This is a genomic window from Parendozoicomonas sp. 209JJ7-1, assembly GCF_058147085.1.
This window is the reverse complement of record NZ_JBYVJU010000012.1, coordinates 120,990-139,744: the sequence shown is the minus strand read 5'-3', so window position 1 is coordinate 139,744 and position 18,755 is coordinate 120,990. Positions and strand designations below refer to the sequence as shown.

The 18,755-nt window shown below is 50.6% G+C and carries 15 protein-coding genes and 1 pseudogene; 3 read left to right on the top strand and 13 right to left on the bottom strand.

Going from position 1 to position 18,755, the window contains the following annotated elements; genetic code table 11:
* The first annotated feature begins 86 nt into the window (after positions 1-86).
* On the top strand, positions 87-1,472 hold the full coding sequence (locus ACY2RQ_RS13355) for an MATE family efflux transporter (protein ID WP_490113484.1): 1,386 nt from the start codon (positions 87-89) through the stop codon (positions 1,470-1,472).
* Here ACY2RQ_RS13355 and ACY2RQ_RS13350 read toward each other — a convergent pair.
* Positions 1,418-2,761, bottom strand: coding sequence for a sodium-dependent transporter (locus ACY2RQ_RS13350; protein ID WP_490113483.1), 1,344 nt, complete (start codon positions 2,759-2,761; stop codon positions 1,418-1,420). The genes ACY2RQ_RS13355 and ACY2RQ_RS13350 overlap by 55 nt on opposite strands.
* Before the next feature lie 127 nt (positions 2,762-2,888).
* Between ACY2RQ_RS13350 and ACY2RQ_RS13345 the strand changes: the two genes are divergently transcribed.
* Positions 2,889-3,746, top strand: coding sequence for a hypothetical protein (locus ACY2RQ_RS13345; RefSeq protein WP_490113482.1), 858 nt, complete (start codon positions 2,889-2,891; stop codon positions 3,744-3,746).
* 36 nt (positions 3,747-3,782) lie between these two features.
* On the opposite strand, the pseudogene ACY2RQ_RS13340 reads toward ACY2RQ_RS13345, so the two are convergent.
* A pseudogene (locus ACY2RQ_RS13340) lies at positions 3,783-4,049 on the bottom strand (Si-specific NAD(P)(+) transhydrogenase); the annotation flags it as partial.
* A 334-nt stretch (positions 4,050-4,383) separates the two neighbouring features.
* On the opposite strand from ACY2RQ_RS13340, the gene ACY2RQ_RS13335 reads away from it, so the two are divergent.
* The gene (locus ACY2RQ_RS13335; protein ID WP_490113481.1) at positions 4,384-7,794 is read left to right on the top strand and encodes a pentapeptide repeat-containing protein; all 3,411 of its coding nucleotides are present in this window, start codon (positions 4,384-4,386) and stop codon (positions 7,792-7,794) included.
* Between the two features lie 291 nt (positions 7,795-8,085).
* Here ACY2RQ_RS13335 and sthA read toward each other — a convergent pair whose 3' ends face one another.
* From sthA to ACY2RQ_RS13280, 11 genes are all read right to left on the bottom strand, one after another.
* Positions 8,086-9,480 (bottom strand): Si-specific NAD(P)(+) transhydrogenase, encoded by a 1,395-nt coding sequence (gene sthA / locus ACY2RQ_RS13330; protein ID WP_490113480.1) that lies wholly within the window; start codon positions 9,478-9,480, stop codon positions 8,086-8,088.
* 94 nt (positions 9,481-9,574) lie between these two features.
* Positions 9,575-9,802, bottom strand: a complete 228-nt coding sequence (gene nqrM, locus ACY2RQ_RS13325) for a (Na+)-NQR maturation NqrM (protein ID WP_490113479.1) — start codon at positions 9,800-9,802, stop codon at positions 9,575-9,577.
* A 9-nt stretch (positions 9,803-9,811) separates the two neighbouring features.
* Positions 9,812-10,930: an FAD:protein FMN transferase gene (locus tag ACY2RQ_RS13320; RefSeq protein ID WP_490113478.1), complete on the bottom strand. Its 1,119-nt coding sequence runs from the start codon at positions 10,928-10,930 to the stop codon at positions 9,812-9,814.
* Positions 10,931-11,021: 91 nt separating this feature from the next.
* A complete protein-coding gene (locus ACY2RQ_RS13315) occupies positions 11,022-11,651 on the bottom strand; it encodes a hypothetical protein (RefSeq protein WP_490113477.1) in 630 nt (209 codons plus the stop codon).
* Between the two features lie 78 nt (positions 11,652-11,729).
* Positions 11,730-12,608 (bottom strand): hypothetical protein, encoded by an 879-nt coding sequence (locus ACY2RQ_RS13310; protein ID WP_490113476.1) that lies wholly within the window; start codon positions 12,606-12,608, stop codon positions 11,730-11,732.
* Positions 12,609-12,808: 200 nt separating this feature from the next.
* A complete protein-coding gene (nqrF, locus tag ACY2RQ_RS13305) occupies positions 12,809-14,041 on the bottom strand; it encodes an NADH:ubiquinone reductase (Na(+)-transporting) subunit F (protein ID WP_490113475.1) in 1,233 nt (410 codons plus the stop codon).
* Between the two features lie 12 nt (positions 14,042-14,053).
* Positions 14,054-14,653, bottom strand: coding sequence for an NADH:ubiquinone reductase (Na(+)-transporting) subunit E (nqrE, locus tag ACY2RQ_RS13300; RefSeq protein ID WP_490113474.1), 600 nt, complete (start codon positions 14,651-14,653; stop codon positions 14,054-14,056).
* The gene (locus ACY2RQ_RS13295; protein WP_490113473.1) at positions 14,653-15,321 is read right to left on the bottom strand and encodes an NADH:ubiquinone reductase (Na(+)-transporting) subunit D; all 669 of its coding nucleotides are present in this window, start codon (positions 15,319-15,321) and stop codon (positions 14,653-14,655) included. Before ACY2RQ_RS13295 ends, nqrE begins: the two co-directional genes overlap by 1 nt.
* Before the next feature lie 3 nt (positions 15,322-15,324).
* On the bottom strand, positions 15,325-16,116 hold the full coding sequence (locus ACY2RQ_RS13290; RefSeq protein WP_490113472.1) for a Na(+)-translocating NADH-quinone reductase subunit C: 792 nt from the start codon (positions 16,114-16,116) through the stop codon (positions 15,325-15,327).
* The gene (locus tag ACY2RQ_RS13285; protein ID WP_490113471.1) at positions 16,109-17,302 is read right to left on the bottom strand and encodes an NADH:ubiquinone reductase (Na(+)-transporting) subunit B; all 1,194 of its coding nucleotides are present in this window, start codon (positions 17,300-17,302) and stop codon (positions 16,109-16,111) included. Before ACY2RQ_RS13285 ends, ACY2RQ_RS13290 begins: the two co-directional genes overlap by 8 nt.
* A 5-nt stretch (positions 17,303-17,307) precedes the next feature.
* Complete coding sequence (locus ACY2RQ_RS13280) at positions 17,308-18,639, bottom strand: Na(+)-translocating NADH-quinone reductase subunit A (RefSeq protein ID WP_490113470.1); 1,332 nt, start codon at positions 18,637-18,639, stop codon at positions 17,308-17,310.
* Positions 18,640-18,755 lie beyond the last annotated feature (116 nt).

Genomic DNA, 18,755 nt, shown 5'->3' with positions numbered 1-18,755 from the left:
CCGCCCATCATGCGCCGGCTCCCGTTCAAGCGGTGTTACAATAAGTTCTGTTATGATTTCTACCGGTATTCTTGTTTGAGGTTGTCTTGCCCCAGTTCCCACCCTTAGAGCGCCTGCGCACCATTCTCTATCTGGGGTTGCCCATTACCGGAGGCATGCTGTCCCAAAGCCTGATTAACCTTGTGGATACCGCCATGGTCGGGCGACTGGGAAACGATACCCTGGCAGCAATTGGTACCGCGAACTATGCCCTGTTTGTCTGCTTTGCCCTGATCAGTGGCCTGTCGGTGGCTGTCCAGTCTAGGGTTGCCCGGCATTTTGGCAGTGGTGAAAAAAAACGCCTGCTGGAACCTGTTGGTACAGGGGTCAGGGCCACGCTGATTGTGGGTGTCCCCCTCACCGCCCTGCTCTATTTTCTGGCTCCCAGTATTATTGAAGGATTCCGTACCGATAACTCGGTAACAGTGCTGGCAGAAAATTATTTTCGCATCCGTATTCTCAGTCTGCCCGCCGCTATGCTGCTGCTGAGCTATCGGGGGTTCTGGAACGGCTGCCATTCTCCCTGGACGTTTCTCCGTATCCTTGTGTCGATACACCTGATTAATGCCCTGTCCAGCTACTGCCTGATCTTCGGCTTTGCTGGCATTCCTCCTCTGGGACTTGCCGGAGCAGCAGCCGGAACCCTGCTGGCCATGTACCTCGGGGCCATCATCAATACCATGACAATCTTCGGTTATGCCCGCAGGAAACAGCTACCCAATAAGCGCCCTGACCAGCAGAAGATGCTGTTGTTCTATCAACAGGCCTGGCCTGATTCCGCCCAGCAGACCCTGTTTGCCCTGGGGATGAGCGCTTTCTTCTGGCTGGTTGCCGGCATAGGCAACGATGCCATGGCCATCACCCATGTACTGGTGAATATCTCTCTCCTGTTGATACTGCCGGGTGTTGGCCTGGGTATGGCGGCGACCACGCTGGTCAACCAGGCGATAGGCGCAGAAGATAACCAGAAAGCCTGGCTTTGGGGATGGGAAGTGGCGTTTACCGCAACCGGGCTATTGACCCTTTTGAGTCTTCCGTTGCTGTTATGTCCGGAGCTGGTGTTGACCCTTTTCCTTGGCAGCAATGACGCCCTGATACAGAAAGGCATTATTCCTCTGCGTCTGGTTGGACTGGGAATTATTCTGGAGAGTGTATCTCTCGTTCTGACCCAGGCTCTATTGGGAACCGGATGTAACCGCAAGGTTATGCACATTCGCTTTACCACGGTCTGGATTATTACCCTGCCCCTGACCTGGCTTACCGGTATTTACCTTGATTTGGGACTAACTGCTATCTGGTGTATCCAGGTACTACAGAGACTGCTGGCGTCCATTGCCTGTGGGGTTATCTGGCAGAAGAAACACTGGTCCGGCGATAATCACGATGTCAGGCCAAAGGCAAATACCAGCAACAGCATTCCCGGTGAAATATAGCGGAAGACAATCTGCCAGTAACGCTGGGCTATTTCCCGGTTAACCGCCAGCTCAGTCATCACCTGCTGCCTGGTCATCACCCAGCCAACAAACACCAGAACCAGCAAAGCGGTCAGTGGCAGAAGTATATTGGTTGCCAGCCCGGTCCATAGATCAAACAGGGAACGGTTACCGTAACCAACGTCCTTCCACAGGTTAAAAGAAAGAGCCGGTATCAGGCCAAGCAGCCAGATGACACTGCCAACCAATACCGAAGCCTGTCCTCGCCCAAAGGCTAACTTACTGGCGGCTGTTGCCACCAACGGCTCCGCAAGGTTAATAGCCGAAGTCCAGGTGGCGATCATAAACAGCACAAAAAAGACCGGAAGAATCAGAAACCCAAAAGGCATATCATTCAAGGCTTTAGGAAGAGTAATAAAAATCAGTCCTGGTCCGCTGGAGGGGTCAAGCCCATCACTGAAAACCACGGAGAATGTAGCCACCCCCATAAGCAGGGAGACCAGCAAATCCAGAGTTACAACAACAGAAACTGCCCTGAGAATGGACTGCTCTTTAGGCATATAAGCTCCATAGGCCATTAGACAACAGGCACCAACCGCCAGGGTGAAAAAGGCATGGCCCATGGCTTCCACCAGTACCCGGGGATTAATCTGCTCCCATGAAGGGCTGAATAAATAAGAAAGTGCCCGGCCAAAACCGGTTAATCCCGCCCCATAAATCACCAGAACAATTAACAGTCCATAAAGAAGCGGCATTAGCAGGATATTAAGCCGCTCCAACCCTCTGGCGACCGGACGGCCATTAACACTAAGGGTCATAACAACAAAGAGGGAATGAAAAAAAATCATCAAAACAGGGTCGGCCAGAAAGTTATTAAAGAAATTTTCCAGACTCTCAGTATCCAGGCCAGTAAGATCCCCTCGGATTGATGCGATCAGGTAATACCCGCCCCACCCCGAAACAACAGAATAGAAGGAAATCACCATCAGGGCCGCCAGCATACCCAGCCAGGCAACTTTCCCCCAGGATGCCGATACCCGGTTCACTGCCGCCAGGTTCTTTAAACTCCCGGAAGGAACAGTTCTTCCTGCCCTGCCCACCAGTATTTCCGCGGCCATGGCCGGAACCCCCAGCAAAAAGACAAACAGCAGATAGAACAACAGAAAAGCACTGCCGCCGTGTTCTCCTGCCATATACGGGAAACGCCAGATATTGCCCAGGCCGACAGCGGCCCCCGCCACGGCCAGAATAAAACCAGTATGGGTTGTCATTTTCTGGTGAGCTGACATATCTCTTCCCCCCTCTTATTTAACCTGCTGGTGAGTCAGCATGCCTTATAGAGTGGCAGGGGAATTCGATATTTCCAAAATTGACAGTCCGTCTATACTCCATTTTTTTCAGAATGAGAGACGGAATATGGCCCGACTGTTCAGGAAACTTTCAGGAAATCACTTTACTTCAAATATCCGGATTGTCTTCTTAATCCTGGTCTCAGCCGTATCCCAGGTTTATGCCTATAAAACACCCTTTGGAGAAATTCCTGATTACCTGGATATAAGAATGAAAAGATTTTCGTCTTCAGCAGGAAATCATCACATCTACCCTTGGAGTTCAGGGTACTTCCACATTAATCCGGCAGAAAAGGCACTCTCTCTAATTACAACCCACGATGACCTCTTTGATAACCAGGTTATCAGAACTACTGAAGCAGAATCAGGAATTCCATCAGAACTATTTATTTCATCTCTGATAAATTCCTATGTTCATGAAGCAGATCTGAAGCTTCCTATTTTCCAAAGCCTAATGATTATTTGGCCATTCTTTTTAAGCAAACTGGAAGAAGAAGCACAATATTTATCCATGGAATCATTTGAATACCTTCTACCTGAAGAAAATTCAGATAACGCCCAGGTTCTTATGACAATTCCAGAAATCGCCCATAAAATGGACACACTTCAGATCACAATTCGCCTTCAGAAATCACAAGATACGGGCGCATCACAAGCCATAGGTGTGGAAGTAAAATCACCATACAAAGAGACCCTCCTTATATCCTGGAAACCTCCTAAAGCGGCAGCAGGCAATTCCGAGCCATCAGAAAAGTTCCACAGAGGCTATAGCTCGTCTTCAAGCTCAGCAACTTTTTCAACGTTATTCGGTGCTGGAGAACGATCGCAACATGCTTTCGTAGTTGATCAGCCCCCTACAGAGTATCCTGAATTCTCGGGACTCCCCCCTTCTCTCACCAAGGCACGAGGGAGTGGAAATAAGTAAAGCACCCACGTCCGTGAATGCCTCTGTAGAGCTGAATCACCCCATCCGGTTATAACCGTCCAGGGCTGCAACCCGGTAAGCTTCCGCCATAGTGGGGTAGTTAAAAGTCGTATCCAGAAAATACTGAAGGATATTTCGACCTTCCGGCTGCTCCATAATCGCCTGCCCGATATGGACAATCTCCGAAGACTGGTCACCAAAGCAGTGAATACTCAGAATCTCCAGAGTATCCCGGTGGAACAGAATTTTCAGCATACCAGCGGTTTCACCGGTTATCTGGGCTCGAGCCAGACGGGAGAAAAAGCCCTCCTTCAGGCAAGTGCAAACGTGCATGCAACAGATGATCGCAACCAAACAGCTTTAGACTGGGCGAAGAAATTTCAATATCCCGATATCACTTCTGTTCTGAGAGCTGCGGCCCTGGAAAAAGGCGAAACCGCCCCTTCCCTTGTGGCCGCTGATACCACTGGCCATTCTCGGGGCCACGGCACCAGACTGGATGGGCAAGGAATAGACCACCCTCCCTATTCCTCCCTTAACAGGCCGGTTACATCTGCTAACAGCCTGTGCTCTTTTTTCTGTTTCCCAAGTCCAAGAGGTTATATCTGTATTTATAAACAAGGATGTCTTTATAAAAATGTTGCTCCATGCATCTGGAAACCACACCGGTTCATCGCACCAGCATTATATTGATCAGTCTAATAAGCAAGAAGACCACCCCAAAGTTGTTGCAGATGTTTCACCGTCACTCCCCCGCAAACGTAATTTACCGGTAACCGCTCCCCTGTCAGAAAGCGACCAAAGGAAAATTACCCGATTAAATTCTCACGGCTCGGATACCAGTGAGGAGGCCCGAAAACCTCTCTCCGTTTCTCCCACCCCTGTGGCTACAAGTGTTGAGGCAATGGATACCTCTCCTTCTGGACGCACCCTCTGCGACTGGGTCTCACCGGACAATGAGTGGTTCGTCGAGGATATGAAAATCCACGGGGACAGGATATGGCAACACTTCCTGCACGATATCCATACACAGCCAGAACATCGACAAGCCCCCATGCCGGGTATGACAAAGGTCTACCAGCGAATACAGGGTTTTATAAACAGGCGTGTTCTGACCGACCATAGAGTTTCAGAAGAAGAAAAACGCCTCTACCAAAAACTGGTCTCAAACCTGGAAGAACTGAAAAGCCGCGGCTTCCCCTGGTTTGAAACCCTTGCCCTGACCTACAAAGCCACTCACTTTATCTCGTTCTACAACCGGGACAAGGCTCCTAACCGGGCAGGACATCGATCCTATTACAAGGAAGGAGCCACCCTGGCTGCACTGGATAGAATCTGCTGGTCCCTTTTTCTCAGCAAGTCCGATCAGTTTGAAGAGGAACTGGCCACAGTCTGGCACAGCCATCACCTGAGGTTTCGTAACGCGAGTAATACGATTCTGAGCCCTCTGACATATCTCAAAGCTTTCTGTATACCCTGCATAGATGCACTCACCCCCTGGTACTTCAATCGCACCTGGTGTTTGAATTTACCGCCACTGGGAGTGATATGTCCGGAAACAGATAGAGATGAACAAAGGGAAGCTATTGATGAAACTATTGATGAAACTCTGGAAACAGAGATACTGTTTGATGGTGCCTGGGGGCTGTGTAACGATTTCTTTGAACACGATATGCTCCATGCCGCCTATTCCCATATTGACACCAAAGATTTTCTGCCGGCAAAAGTGCTGGCCAATTATTTTGAATCGGATGAATACGTAAAAAACAGTCTCCTTGATTTTCCGCCGGAAGCCCTTGAGATGCTGTTGTTCCGCTTATCCCATGAAGAAAGCCTGAGCTGGAGAGACGCATCCTTTGATACGCTTCAGAAAGCGGTCAATGGTCTCTTTCCCGTCAAGGATAATTCATTGAGCAGAAACTACCGTGACCTTCCCAGTCGGTACCAGCAACTGCACAAGGCACAGGTACAACAGGCAGCCCATTATATGCAGTTACTCAGCCTTCTTGGTTTCTGGGAAGTACAAACGGAAGAACTGGGGATCAAATACTTAAAAGCCGCCAACAAGCTTTATACCCTGACACAACGATCCCTCCCATCATCATGGCAGCTCACCGGTTCCCTGATCACGGGGCTGACAATGTATACCCATGGCACAATTGCCGAGGTCTACCTTAATGCAGCATGGGAGCCAGTGGTAAAACTGCATACTCAAGTAACCGATGACAGCAAAATCAGTGCTGATACGTCTATGGACACTGGAGAAACGCGCCCTTTAAGCCCAGCCCGATATCTGGATCAACATTTTCATCAGGCTATTGCTCTCGACAGAAGCCATCTGCGCCTGACGGATCTCCATAAATCTCCGAATGGCTGTCTCTACCTTCCTTTTCCGGAATACGTTGTGGACTTTACCAGGGAAGAATTCTACCAGCAGACACCAGGAAGTCTGGCAGAAAAGTTCAACAGGGTTCTGGCAGAAAATGATTTCTGGGCCGCAAAAACCGAAGAAGAGATGAAAGAGCGCCTGCTAAAAGCCCGGGCAGAGTACAACGCTCATCTCCTGGCAGGCCTCTATAGCGTTCCACTTTCTCTGAAAGAAGCTCATCCCTATAACTTCGCCAAGCTCGAAGACCATCATTTATGTGCCAGAGAGTATAATTATTTTCGCTATCAGCTTGTCCGGGCTGAACAGGATCAGGCTATCCTGCTGCCTGACCACCTCAACTCTTTTAACTGGCACCTGTATCCAACAGGCACCCCAGAAGCCTCGGTTTTTCATACTGGCAAAACACTTTATATATACAAAGGCAAAACCTGCAGTAGGTACGATTCCTGTACAGTGAAGTACTCCAAGAGCAGTGGCCTGCTTATTGCCGAAACGCCTCAGCACATTCATCTTGTTCGCCTGAAGGGAGATAAGACACCTGACATCAAATCTTATTCACGGGGTCAATCAAGCGCTCTGTCTGCCCACTTCACCCCGGATGGAGAGAGAATAGAACTCATTCAGGGCGATCATGTTCTAACAATTACCCCCTTTACTGATCATTTTATTGAAACAAACATAAGTCCTCTGAGTCACAGAACACTTGAAGGGATTGATTTCCGGAAGACTGACCTCAGCAAAGCACAGATTGCAGGCTCGCAGCTCAAAGACTGTAACCTGAGTGGCTGTCTCCTTCCCACACTCTGTGGAGTGATCCTGGAAAACTGCGATCTTTCACAGACACAGCTTAACTGGCAGCAAATAAAATCAGCCTGCTTCATTCACTACCCGTTGTCCAGCCGCCATAAACTTCAACCGTCCATAAAAGCAGCTATCGATTTTTTACATACACCTGGACCGGCCTCCCAGGACTCACCATTGAAACATATTGCCCATACTGGCTTGCTTGATTTTATACCGTTAACTCTGGAAGAATTTCAGGCTGCTATACGCCTTGGCTATTTACCCTCTTATAATCTTTTATCCCACTGCCATGATTCTCAATGGCTGGCAGCCATGGACTCTCAAACACTCCTTAAAATCCAGGCATTTTTTGCAGAAGACACCCCACATAACCCGGTTGCCTCACAACCCCTGAAAAACCTGATCAAAGCGCTGAAAAGCCCTGACGATATTCGGCGTTTTCTTCTGCAAAACCCAAACCTGTCCTGTGGTGAGATCAACTCATTTGCAGGGTGTCACTTCCATAGAACATCTGTTTTTGTTGAAACGGACAGTTTGAGAAAGGGGTACGGCAGCCTGGAGGGCCTCAATTTCTCCCACACTGTTCTCGATGGCTGTATTTTCTACAATATGACCATTAAGAACTGTAATTTCAGCCACGCCAGCCTGGTAAGGTGCCCTATACACTGTACCCGACAAAGGTCAAATAACTATACTGGCGCGAATATGGAGGGAAGTATTCAGCACTCATCAACTATCACCCACTGCATCTACGACGAAGCCAACCTGGCCTGCAACTTTGACAACACCCACTTTCAGGGCTGTTCCATGACCAACGTCCGGAACATTCCCAAAAACATTCAGCTCTGTCTTTAGTCCGCCACCTGCTACTTTGAGAAAGACAGAATGCGATTATGAACGTTTTTCAGCATTCGCTCTCTAACCAGACATCCCGGACCCAGTGCCAGATAGGCCAGATAGAAGGCCACTCACCCTCAAGCAGCCCCCCCAAGTAACCGTACAAACTCAAGCACAAAACAGCGAAATGACCCAAGCAGCTATGCAGGTTTCTCAGACAAGGAGCAACCGCCGGTAAGAGTGCAGCAACAAAGAAAAATAAGGCACCAACATGTGTTGATGCCCTTTTAACCCTATCAATTAACTGGATTAACCCATGCGGTTATAACCGTCCAGGGCTGCAACCCGGTAAGCTTCCGCCATAGTGGGGTAGTTAAAAGTCGTATCCAGAAAATACTGAAGGATATTTCGACCTTCCGGCTGCTCCATAATCGCCTGCCCGATATGGACAATCTCCGAAGACTGGTCACCAAAGCAGTGAATACCCAGAATCTCCAGAGTATCCCGGTGGAACAGAATTTTCAGCATACCAGCGGTTTCACCGGTTATCTGGGCTCGAGCCAGACGGGAGAAAAAGGCCTTACCCACTTCATAGGGAATGGCTGCGGCAGTCAGTTCTTCTTCCGTACGCCCGAGAGAGCTGATCTCCGGAATAGTATAAATACCTGTGGGTACAGAGCTCAGTTTGCAGACCGGAGAGTCAGCGTGCAGGTTGGTTACAGAAAAACGACCCTGGTCGTAGGACGCGCTGGCCAGACTTGGCCAGCCGATAACATCCCCGGCGGCAAAGATATTCTCAACGCTGGTCTGATAGTTTTCATCAACCTTCAGCTGACCTCTGTTATCCGCTTCAAGACCGATATTTTCCAGCCCCAGTGATGCGGTATTACCGGTTCTGCCATTGGCCCATAACAACGCATTGGCACGAATAACCTTGCCAGACTTCAGGTGCAGGGAAACACCATTATCCGTGCCTTCAATCCGTTGATATTCCTCGTTATGGCGAATAATCACATTGTTATTGCGCAGGTGATAACTGAGGGCATCGGAGATTTCCTTATCAAGGAACGACAGCAACCGATCCCGGGTATCCACCAGGTCAACAAGCACGCCAAGGCTTGAAAAAATAGAGGCATATTCACAACCAATAACACCGGCTCCGTAAACAATAATACGACGCGGGGTATGGTTAAGTTCAAGAATGGTATCACTGTCGTAAATACGGGGATGACTAAAGTCCACATCGGCCGGTCGGTAAGGACGGGAACCGGTGGCAATCAGGATACGCTTGCCGGCAATGCGTTCAACATTGCCATTGCGTTCAACCACTTCAATGGTGTTCTCATCCACAAAGCTGCCGGAACCGAAATACATGGCAATACGGTTGCGGGAATAATACTGGGTACGGGATTTTACCTGTTCGCTGATCACACCATTGGCATTCTTCAGTACATTGGGGAAACTGAACCAGCGGGGCTCGCCAATTTCCCGGAACATCGGATTGTTGTTAAAGGTATAAATCTGCTGAACCGCATGCCTGAGTGCCTTGGAAGGAATTGTTCCAAGGTGGGTACAGTTGCCACCAACAACCTTCTTCTCTTCAACAACCGCCACACGCTGACCAAGCTTGACTGCGTTCATGGCCGCGCCTTCACCGGCCGGCCCACTGCCCAGAATGATCAGATCGTAATTTGTCACTCCCATGTAAACTCCCTGAAAACCGGGATCACCGGTTTATTGTTCGATATCAGCAAGCCTCTGGTTGTTCCCGGCTTGCCAGATTGTGTCCGGCAGAATACTATCTTTCGGACTTATCCCCAGCGGCCGCATCATAAAACAGCGCGTCAGCCTCTTCGGGCAGAGCCTTAACTTCATCTCCGCCACAGATCGGACAACTCTCTTTTAAGCCAAGATTGCCCAGACCGCCACAGGAACCCTTGATCGGCTTGTTAGCAAATACCGCCCCTACGGACATGCCGGCGATAATCAGCAGAAGCAGCCCGAAGGTCATCAGAATTACTGTCATATCTCCCTCTCACTTGGGCTGGACAAAATAGGATGCAAAGTTGCCTGTTGTACGGGACGCAAAACCATCATCCGTATGATAGATAAAGTATGCATCTATGCCCCGGGTCTCCGCTATCTCAGGCCCGGTCTTTTCACCAAGAATCATAAACATGGTGGCGTAAGCGTCAGCCAGGCCAGTGTCATCATCAATTACGGCTACGGAAGCCAGGCGATGACGCTCAGGGTAACCCGTCCGGGCATCAATCAAATGGGAAAAATGCTGGCCACCCACTTCATAATAATTCAGGTAATCCCCTGATGTAGCAATGCCCCTGTCATCCATAGTAACCACAGAATTTATCCGGTTTTCCAGAACAGGCTCACGGATGGCTACCTTCCAGGATTCACCGTCAGGCTTCACCCCTTTCAGGCGAATCTCCCCGCCAACTTCAAGCATGTAGCTTTCAATCCCAAGGGATTCCAGGGTATTAGCCGCAACATCAACAGCCCGCCCTTTGGCAATGGATGAAAGGTCAATAAAGACTGGCTCCGTCTTCTTTATTGTACGGTTTTTATCATCAATAATCAGGGTCTTATATCCTGTTTTTGCCAATGTCAGGAGGATTGTTTCTTTATCTGGTACTGAATTTACCCGCCCCTTCTTCAGCCATTCGACGAACGCAGGCTCCGACTGGTCCGGGACATGCTTGTCCGGCACGCTTTCCGCCAGCCCAGATGCTGTGTCCGGTTTACCACTGCCAAACCCCCAGAGATTGACCAGACTGCCAGCGGTCACATCGTAAGCCCCATCGGACATATCTGAGATGGCAATAGACTGTTTCACCAGCCTGAAAAGTTCCGGACTTACCCGAACAGCTTCGCCTACAGGAGCCTTGTTCAGCTGCATAAGCTCCGAACCTGGGATATAGGTGGACATTCTCTGATTAACAGATTCCAGGGCGTCGGTAATAGCCCTGGAAACATCTGTGTCAGACTGCTGGTCAATCACATACTTGGCAGACCAGGTGGTGCCCATAGTCGGTCCACCGGATTCAGCAATATGAAGGGAAGATGAAAAGTCGGAAAACCGGAAAAACAATGCCAGTGCGATAAAAACAACAATGGCCGGAAGGGTACGTCTACTCAAAGGAAAAACCCGCTATAACGGTAGAATTAGCGGGTTTATTGTATAGATGTGGGCTGACTGTGTCATGAAATCCACAGGTCAGTTGCAAAAGTTACTGATCGAGTTTCAAGCTCAACGCCGTAAATAAATTCTGAATCTCACCGTCATTCAAAGTCTTCCCGGCAGCTCCGGCCAGTACACGAATTCTGCTGCGCACTTCACCAAGAAAATTCGCATCAACAACTTCTCCGTATTCAGCCAGTAGCTCGGTTGATGTACCGGCAATATCCTCAAGAAGATAGTTATCATCTGTCAGGGAGCGACGGACAAAATCCTGGAACAAACCAGAATCTTCTCCACTGGAATGATACATATCTTCAAGATAAGCATCCGCAACTGTGGCCACCATTGTATCCCTGTCCGTAATACCAGACAGCTGCCCTCTGCCGTAGGGTCTGTCTGCATCAGGATGATAACCAACCTCATCCCTTTCACTGGCTATATGCCTTGTGGTCTGCTCATTCGCTGAAGCAATCCGCCGTTCTGACCATGGTGTCACACCAATCACTTCCCCATCCTCAAAACCAGCCTGAGGTATAAAGCGCATAGAGTCATTGGGCAGCAAAGAGACCTGCCTGGAAGACCAGATTGCCTTAAACGCCTCCCAGAGTGACTTTCCAAGGCTTTGATGTTCAACGTTCCTCAGTTGAGAATAAACCTGCGTTGCGAATTTAATACCCATGATCACCCTCCTTGATGATGCTCTGTTGACCTTGAGAAAGATGCCACGCAGGCCTTTTCATCAATATCAGTAAAATTTTCAGTTATCACCAAACTGTGCTTCCACTGCGGCAAACAGGTTATTAAACAATCCGGCCCGAAGAGATTCTTCTGTATTAATCTGGGATAAATCAGACTCACAAAGGGATTTCAGCCTGCGCTGTATTTCTTCAACCCCTGGATCATCACCGTCTATCTCCTCAAGCCTCCCAAGGGCTGGAGGCAGCTTCAAATTTCGAATAGCTTCCGCAGTACTTTCTTTGGAAGACAGAATACCGTTCACTTGGCCACTGAACACTGCGCAGCTGTTACCAGACTTTAGATAAAGACTCTCCAGCAATCTCTCTGTTACTGCACCATAAATGTTTTCATTCACTTTCTGGGTAAGGATGTCCGAAAACGAAGGTAACGACTTAGTGTTAGCTTTCAGACTGTCAGCCAGCTGTTTAACCTGCCATCCTGTAAACCCGAATTCTGTAATTTTGTCCTCAAGGGCTTTTTCAAATACTGGTATTTGTTTCAGTTTCTCTAACTCAGGAGCGTTTCTGGAAGGGATGATTGATTTGAGCTCTTCTGCAGCAACGCCCACGGAGAAATCTACCTGACTTTCTGAAGAAGACTCCTCCAGGTTCTCTGAAAGATCCGAAACGGCTGAGAAATAGAGCGGATTCTCGATATTAACCAGAGTTTTATCCACTTCAGCTTTGGCGACCTTGCGTTCATCGGAAGGCAGACTCAGAGAATCCGAGAATGAATTCCTGCCTGAAACCAGGGTTTCATCGGGTATTGTCAGGCGAATTCTGTAACCCCGAAAAAACGCGACAAAGGCTTCTTTTAAAGCGGTACCAAAGCCTTCTTTCTGCTCAAGGCTACGGTTAAATGCCTTCAGGGCCTGCTGCGGATGAATGCCAAATCCCATAATACTCCTCCCTGATTATTTACGGATTTGCTTATATACCTCTTATTTTTAGCAGTTTATGGGCCTGAGACCCGATTCCACGGGAGAAGCTGCCATAAAAAAGGGCCGGCAAAGCCGACCCTTTTTCGATTTTCTGGCAATCTGACGATTATCAGCCACCAACTCTTTATTTAACCATCAAGCTGTTAAGCGCCGGACTCCTAGCCACCGAAGTCATCCAGCAGGATATTCTCGGGCTCAACCCCCAGATCTTCCAGCATCTTGATAACAGCGGCGTTCATCATGGGCGGTCCACACATGTAGAACTCACAGTCTTCAGGGGCCGGATGGTCCTTCAGGTAGTTCTCCAGAAGCACGTTATGGATAAAGCCGGTCTTGCCATTCCAGTTATCTTCGGGCTGGGGATCGGACAGCGCCAGATGCCACTCAAAGTTGGGGTTGTCTTCCGCCAGCCTGTCATACTCTTCGGTATAGAACGCCTCACGCAGGGAGCGGGCACCATACCAGAAGGACATCTTGCGCTTGGAGTTCAGGCGCTTGAGCTGGTCAAAGATATGGGAACGCATCGGCGCCATACCGGCACCACCACCGACAAAGACCATTTCAGCCTCGGTATCCTTGGCGAAGAACTCACCGAAGGGACCATAAACACCGATCTTGTCACCGGGCTTCAGGCTGAATACGAAAGAGGACATCTGGCCCGGAGGTACATCCATGCCCGGAGGCGGTGAAGCGATCCGGATATTGAATTTGAGGATGCCCTTCTCTTCCGGGTAATTCGCCATGGAGTAAGCGCGAATAACCGGCTCGGTTACCTTGGACTTGTACTGCCACAGGTTGAACTTGTCCCAGTCACCCCGATACTCCTCATCAATATCGAAGTCCTTGTAGTCCACCTCGTGAACAGGTGTTTCCAGTTGGACATAACCACCTGCGCGGAAGTTAACGTCTTCCCCTTCCGGCAGTTTCAGAACCAGTTCCTTGATAAAGGTGGCAACGTTATCGTTGGAGACAACCTCACATTCCCACTTTTTCACGCCGAACAGTTCTTCTTCAACTTCGACTTCCATATCCTGCTTCACTGCCACCTGGCAGGACAGACGCCAGCCTTCACGCAGTTCACCACGGGTAAAGTGTGGTTCTTCCGTTGGCAGCGGAGAACCACCACCATCCAGAACCTTACACTTACACTGGGCGCAGGTACCGCCACCACCACAGGCGGAAGGCAGAAATACGCCATTACCCGCCAGGGTCTGCAGCAGCTTGCCACCGGCAGGAACAGTTACGCTCTTGTCGGGGTCATCGTTAATGCCGATAGTGACATCACCGGTGCTCACCAGCTTGGAGCGAGCCGCCAGAATCACCATAACCAGTGCCAGGACGATGACCGTAAACATGGCCACACCCAGCATTATGATTTGAGAATTATCCATAATACTGCTCCTTTACAACTGGACACCGGAGAAGGACATAAAGCCAAGTGACATCAGTCCAACGGTGATAAAGGTAATGCCCAGCCCGCGCAGCCCCGGAGGCACATCGCTATACTTGAGCTTCTCACGAATACCCGCCAGGGCAACAATGGCCAGCATCCAGCCCGCGCCCGCGCCCGCGCCATAAACAACACTTTCGCCAAAGCTGTAATCCCGTTCCACCATAAACAGGGACGCACCGAGGATCGCACAGTTCACGGTAATCAGGGGCAGGAATACACCCAGGGCGTTATAAAGGGCCGGGACATATTTATCCAGGAACATCTCCAGGATCTGTACCACCGCAGCGATAACACCGATGTAGGTGATGTAACCCAGGAAAGTCAGGTCAACACCTTCCACCAGCGCACCTTCCACCAGAACGTGCTTGAAGATCAGCTGGTTCAGGGGAACCGTTAACACCTGGACAACGATAACCGCGACACCCAGACCAAAGGCGGTCTGGATTTTTTTGGACACCGCCAGGAAGGTACACATGCCCAAGAAGAACGCCAGGGCCATGTTCTCAACGAATACCGCCTTAACAAAAAGGCTCAGATAGTGCTCAAACATCAGTGAGCCTCCTTGACCGTAGTGTGGGCAGCCATTTTGTAGTCAGGTGTCTCAACCTGATCAGATTTCCAGACCCGCAGGGCCCAGATCAGCAGACCAATCAGGAAGAAGGCACTGGGGGCCAGCAGCATCAGGCCGTTGGGGTTGTACCAGCCACCACTGTTCACGGTGGGCAGAACCACAACACCAAACAGCTTACCCGCCCCCAGCAGTTCACGGAAGAACGCAACCACCAGCAGGATCACACCGTAACCCAGACCGTTACCAATACCGTCAATAAACGACGGCAATGGTGGGTTCTTCATGGCATAGGCTTCCGCACGGCCCATAACGATACAGTTGGTAATAATCAGACCAACGAATACCGACAACTGCTTGCTGGTGCTAAAGGCATAAGCTTTCAGCACCTGATCCACCACAATTACCAGGGAGGCAATAATGGTCATCTGCACAATAATCCGGATGCTGCCCGGAATATGGTTACGGATCATGGAGACAAACAGGTTGGAAAACGCTGTTACCAGGGTCACCGCTATCGTCATAACCACAGCTGTCTGCATTCCGGTGGTGACCGCCAGGGCAGAACAAATGCCCAGAATCTGCAGGGCAATAGGGTTATTGTTGAAGATCGGTGAGATCAGGACTTCTTTGGTATTAATAACACTCATGGATTATGCCTCCCCCTTCTTCAGGTTGGCGAGGAAGGGACCGAAGCCATCCTTGCCCAGCCAGAACTGTACAAGGTTGTTCACGCCACGGCTGGTCAGGGTCGCGCCGGACAGGCCGTCGATTTCGTGTTTGGCTTTCAGGGACTCAGGATTTACAGAACCCTTGATCACAGCAATATCAACCTTACCGCTATTATCAAAAACTTCTTTGCCTTTCCAGCTGGCTTTCCACTTGGGATTATCCACTTCGCCACCCAGACCAGGGGTCTCGGCGTGCTCGTAGAAACCAAAGCCAACTACGGTTTTCAGATCCGCGTCCAGGGCCATATAGCCATAAAGGGTGGACCAGAGGCCATAACCGTGAACCGGCAGGATCAGGGTTTTCAGCTTGCCGTTTTCCTGAACTTCATACACTTTGGCCAGTTTTGCCTGACGCTTGATCAGGGCCGTGTCTTCGGCCGCGGGCAGCGCGGAAGACTCAGTCGGATCTTTGGCAGCGGCACGCTGGTCATAGGTCACAGGATCAATACCGGAGGTATCGAACTTACCAGTGCGAATATCCACCAGCTTCGGAGTGACCTCTTTGAACTTATCGGCAATTTCATCCCGGCTCAGGGCTTTGGGATCTGCCACCAGGCCGGAAATAGCCAGAATATTCTGCTGAACATCCAGCAGCTTGTTCTCTTCCTGGCGGGGCTTCAGGAAAACCGCTGCCCCGGATACCAGCACTGAACAGACAAGGGACAGGCCCACGGTCACTATCAGCGTCTTTTTAATCGTATCGTTATTAGCCATTGAGACGGGCCTCCCGGCGCTTGATATTGGCCTGGACAACAAAATGGTCAATCAGAGGCGCAAACAGGTTACCGAACAGAATGGCCAGCATCATGCCTTCCGGATACGCAGGGTTGATTACCCGGATCAGGGCGGCCATTACACCGATCAGAATACCGAAGAACCAGCGACCGGTATGGGTCATGGAGGCGGACACAGGGTCAGTCGTCATAAAGATCAGACCAAAGGCAAAGCCACCCATAACAAAGTGCCAGTACCAGGGCACCGCAAACAGCGGGTTGGTGTCGGAACCTACGGCGTTAAAGACCAGGATCATGGCAATCATACCCAGAATGGTACCAGCCACGATACGCCAGGAGGCGATACCCATAACCAGCATCACCGCACCACCCAGCAGAATGGCCAGGGTTGAGGTTTCACCAATGGAGCCCTGAATATTGCCGTAGAAGGCATCAAACCAGGTAACACCGTTAGCCATCAGCGCCTCAACACCACCCGTCGCGGCAATGCTCAAGGCCGTCGCGCCGGAGAAGCCGTCAACCGCAGTCCACACAGCATCACCGGACATCTGGGCAGGGTAGGCGAAGAACAGGAAGGCACGGCCGGTCAGAGCCGGATTCAAGAAGTTCTTGCCGGTTCCACCGAACACTTCCTTACCGACAACAACACCGAAGCTGATACCCAGGGCCACCTGCCATAAAGGAATGGAGGGCGGAACAATCAGGGCAAAGAGAATGGAGGTGACAAAGAAACCTTCATTGATCTCATGCTTGCGTATGGTGGCAAACAGGACTTCCCAGAAACCACCCACGGCAAAGGTCACCGCATACACCGGCAGGAAGTATGCCGCGCCATAAAACATGTTATGAAGCAGGTTCGCCGGGTCGTGGCCGATAAAAAACCAGCTGCGCCAGTCCGTGGGAGCCGCCAGACCACCAGCAATCGCGGAGTTGGCCTGAAAGCCGACATTCCACATACCGAAAAGTATGGCGGGGAAAGTACAAACCCAGACTGTTATCATAATACGTTTCAGGTCGATTCCATCACGTACATGGGAGCTGGTGTGGGTTACGTTGGGAGGACTGTACAGTCCTGTATCTATCGCCTCATAGAGGGGATAGAATTTTTCGTATTTGCCGCCCTTCTCGAAATGAGGGGCCAGGCTGTCTAAAAGTTTTCTCAGCACGCGGATTATCCCTCTTGCTCAATTCTGGTCAGGTTATCCCGCAGAATCGGGCCATATTCATACTTGCCCGGGCAGACATAGGTACACAGGGCCAGGTCTTCCTCATCCAGCTCCAGGGCACCCAGCTGACCAGCCACTTCGATATCGCCCACAATCAGGCTGCGCAGCAGCTGGGTGGGCAGAATATCCAGGGGCATGATCCTCTCATAGGAACCCACAGGCACCATGGCACGTTCACTGCCGTTGGTCGTGGTTGTGAATGGGAAGATCTTCTTCATCAGGGAAGAAAAATAAATCGGCATCACAGAATGACGATTCACCCCCGGAGTGAAGTAGTGCAGCAGAGGACGGTCACGACCTTCTTCCAGCACAGTCACCTGGGTGTGATAACGGCCCAGGAAAGCAAAAGCGCCGGAAGCGGTGCGGCCACCCAGTATAGAGCCGGAAACAACCCGGTTCTCACCCTCTTTCAGGCCACCAGCCAGCAGCTCATCCAGGCTGGCACCCAGACGGGTACGCACCAGACGGGGTTCCTGCACCTGAGGGCCAGCCACAGAAACCACTCGTTCAGTCCACAGCTTACCAGTGGTAAACAGTTTGCCCACAGCGATGACATCCTGATAGCCAATGGTCCAGACAGTACGCTCAGCACCGACCGGATCAAGGAAGTGGATATGGGTACCCGCCAGACCGGCGGGATGAGGTCCGGCAAACTCTTCAACCTGGGCAGAACCGGCAGGCACCTTGGCACCGGGCGCCTTACAGAGATAAACCGCGCCATCAGTCAACCTGCTCAGGACTTCCAGCCCCTGCTCAAAGGCTTCGCTGTACTCAGCGATTACCACTTCAGGATTGACCGCCAGAGGGTTGGTATCGATTGCGGTTACAAAAATAGAACGCGGCGTTGAGCCCGGCACCGGAACCTTGCTGTAGGGACGGGTCCTCAGCGCGGTCCACAGCCCGGATTCCAGCAAGATATCAGCAACCTTGTCACGGCTCAAAGAAGAAAGAGAGCCAGATAATTCAACGTCGAAGGTTACGGCATCATCACCTTCCACATCGATAACAACAGATTGAAGTACTCGCTTTTCACCCCGGTGAATGGCCGAAACTGTGCCGGCAGCCGGTGCGGTGTAACGAACACCGGCGGTTTTCTTGTCGGTAAATAACAGGTCACCTACCCGGACCTTATCCCCCACCGACACCGCCATAGTTGGCTTCATGCCAATATAGTCAGGACCGACAATAGCTACGGAACGAACATCCGGAGCTTTGCCGAGACCTTGCTGCGGTGATCCGGAGATCGGCAGATCCAGGCCCTGTTTAATGTTGATCATACGTATTGCCCAACCTGGTACATGCAGGAATTTCACAAAAGGCGACCACTGGCAAAGGCAGAACTCTTGTTCTACTTTTTCCGCCTGACCTGTGATCGGCCTCCCGTGGGATGCTG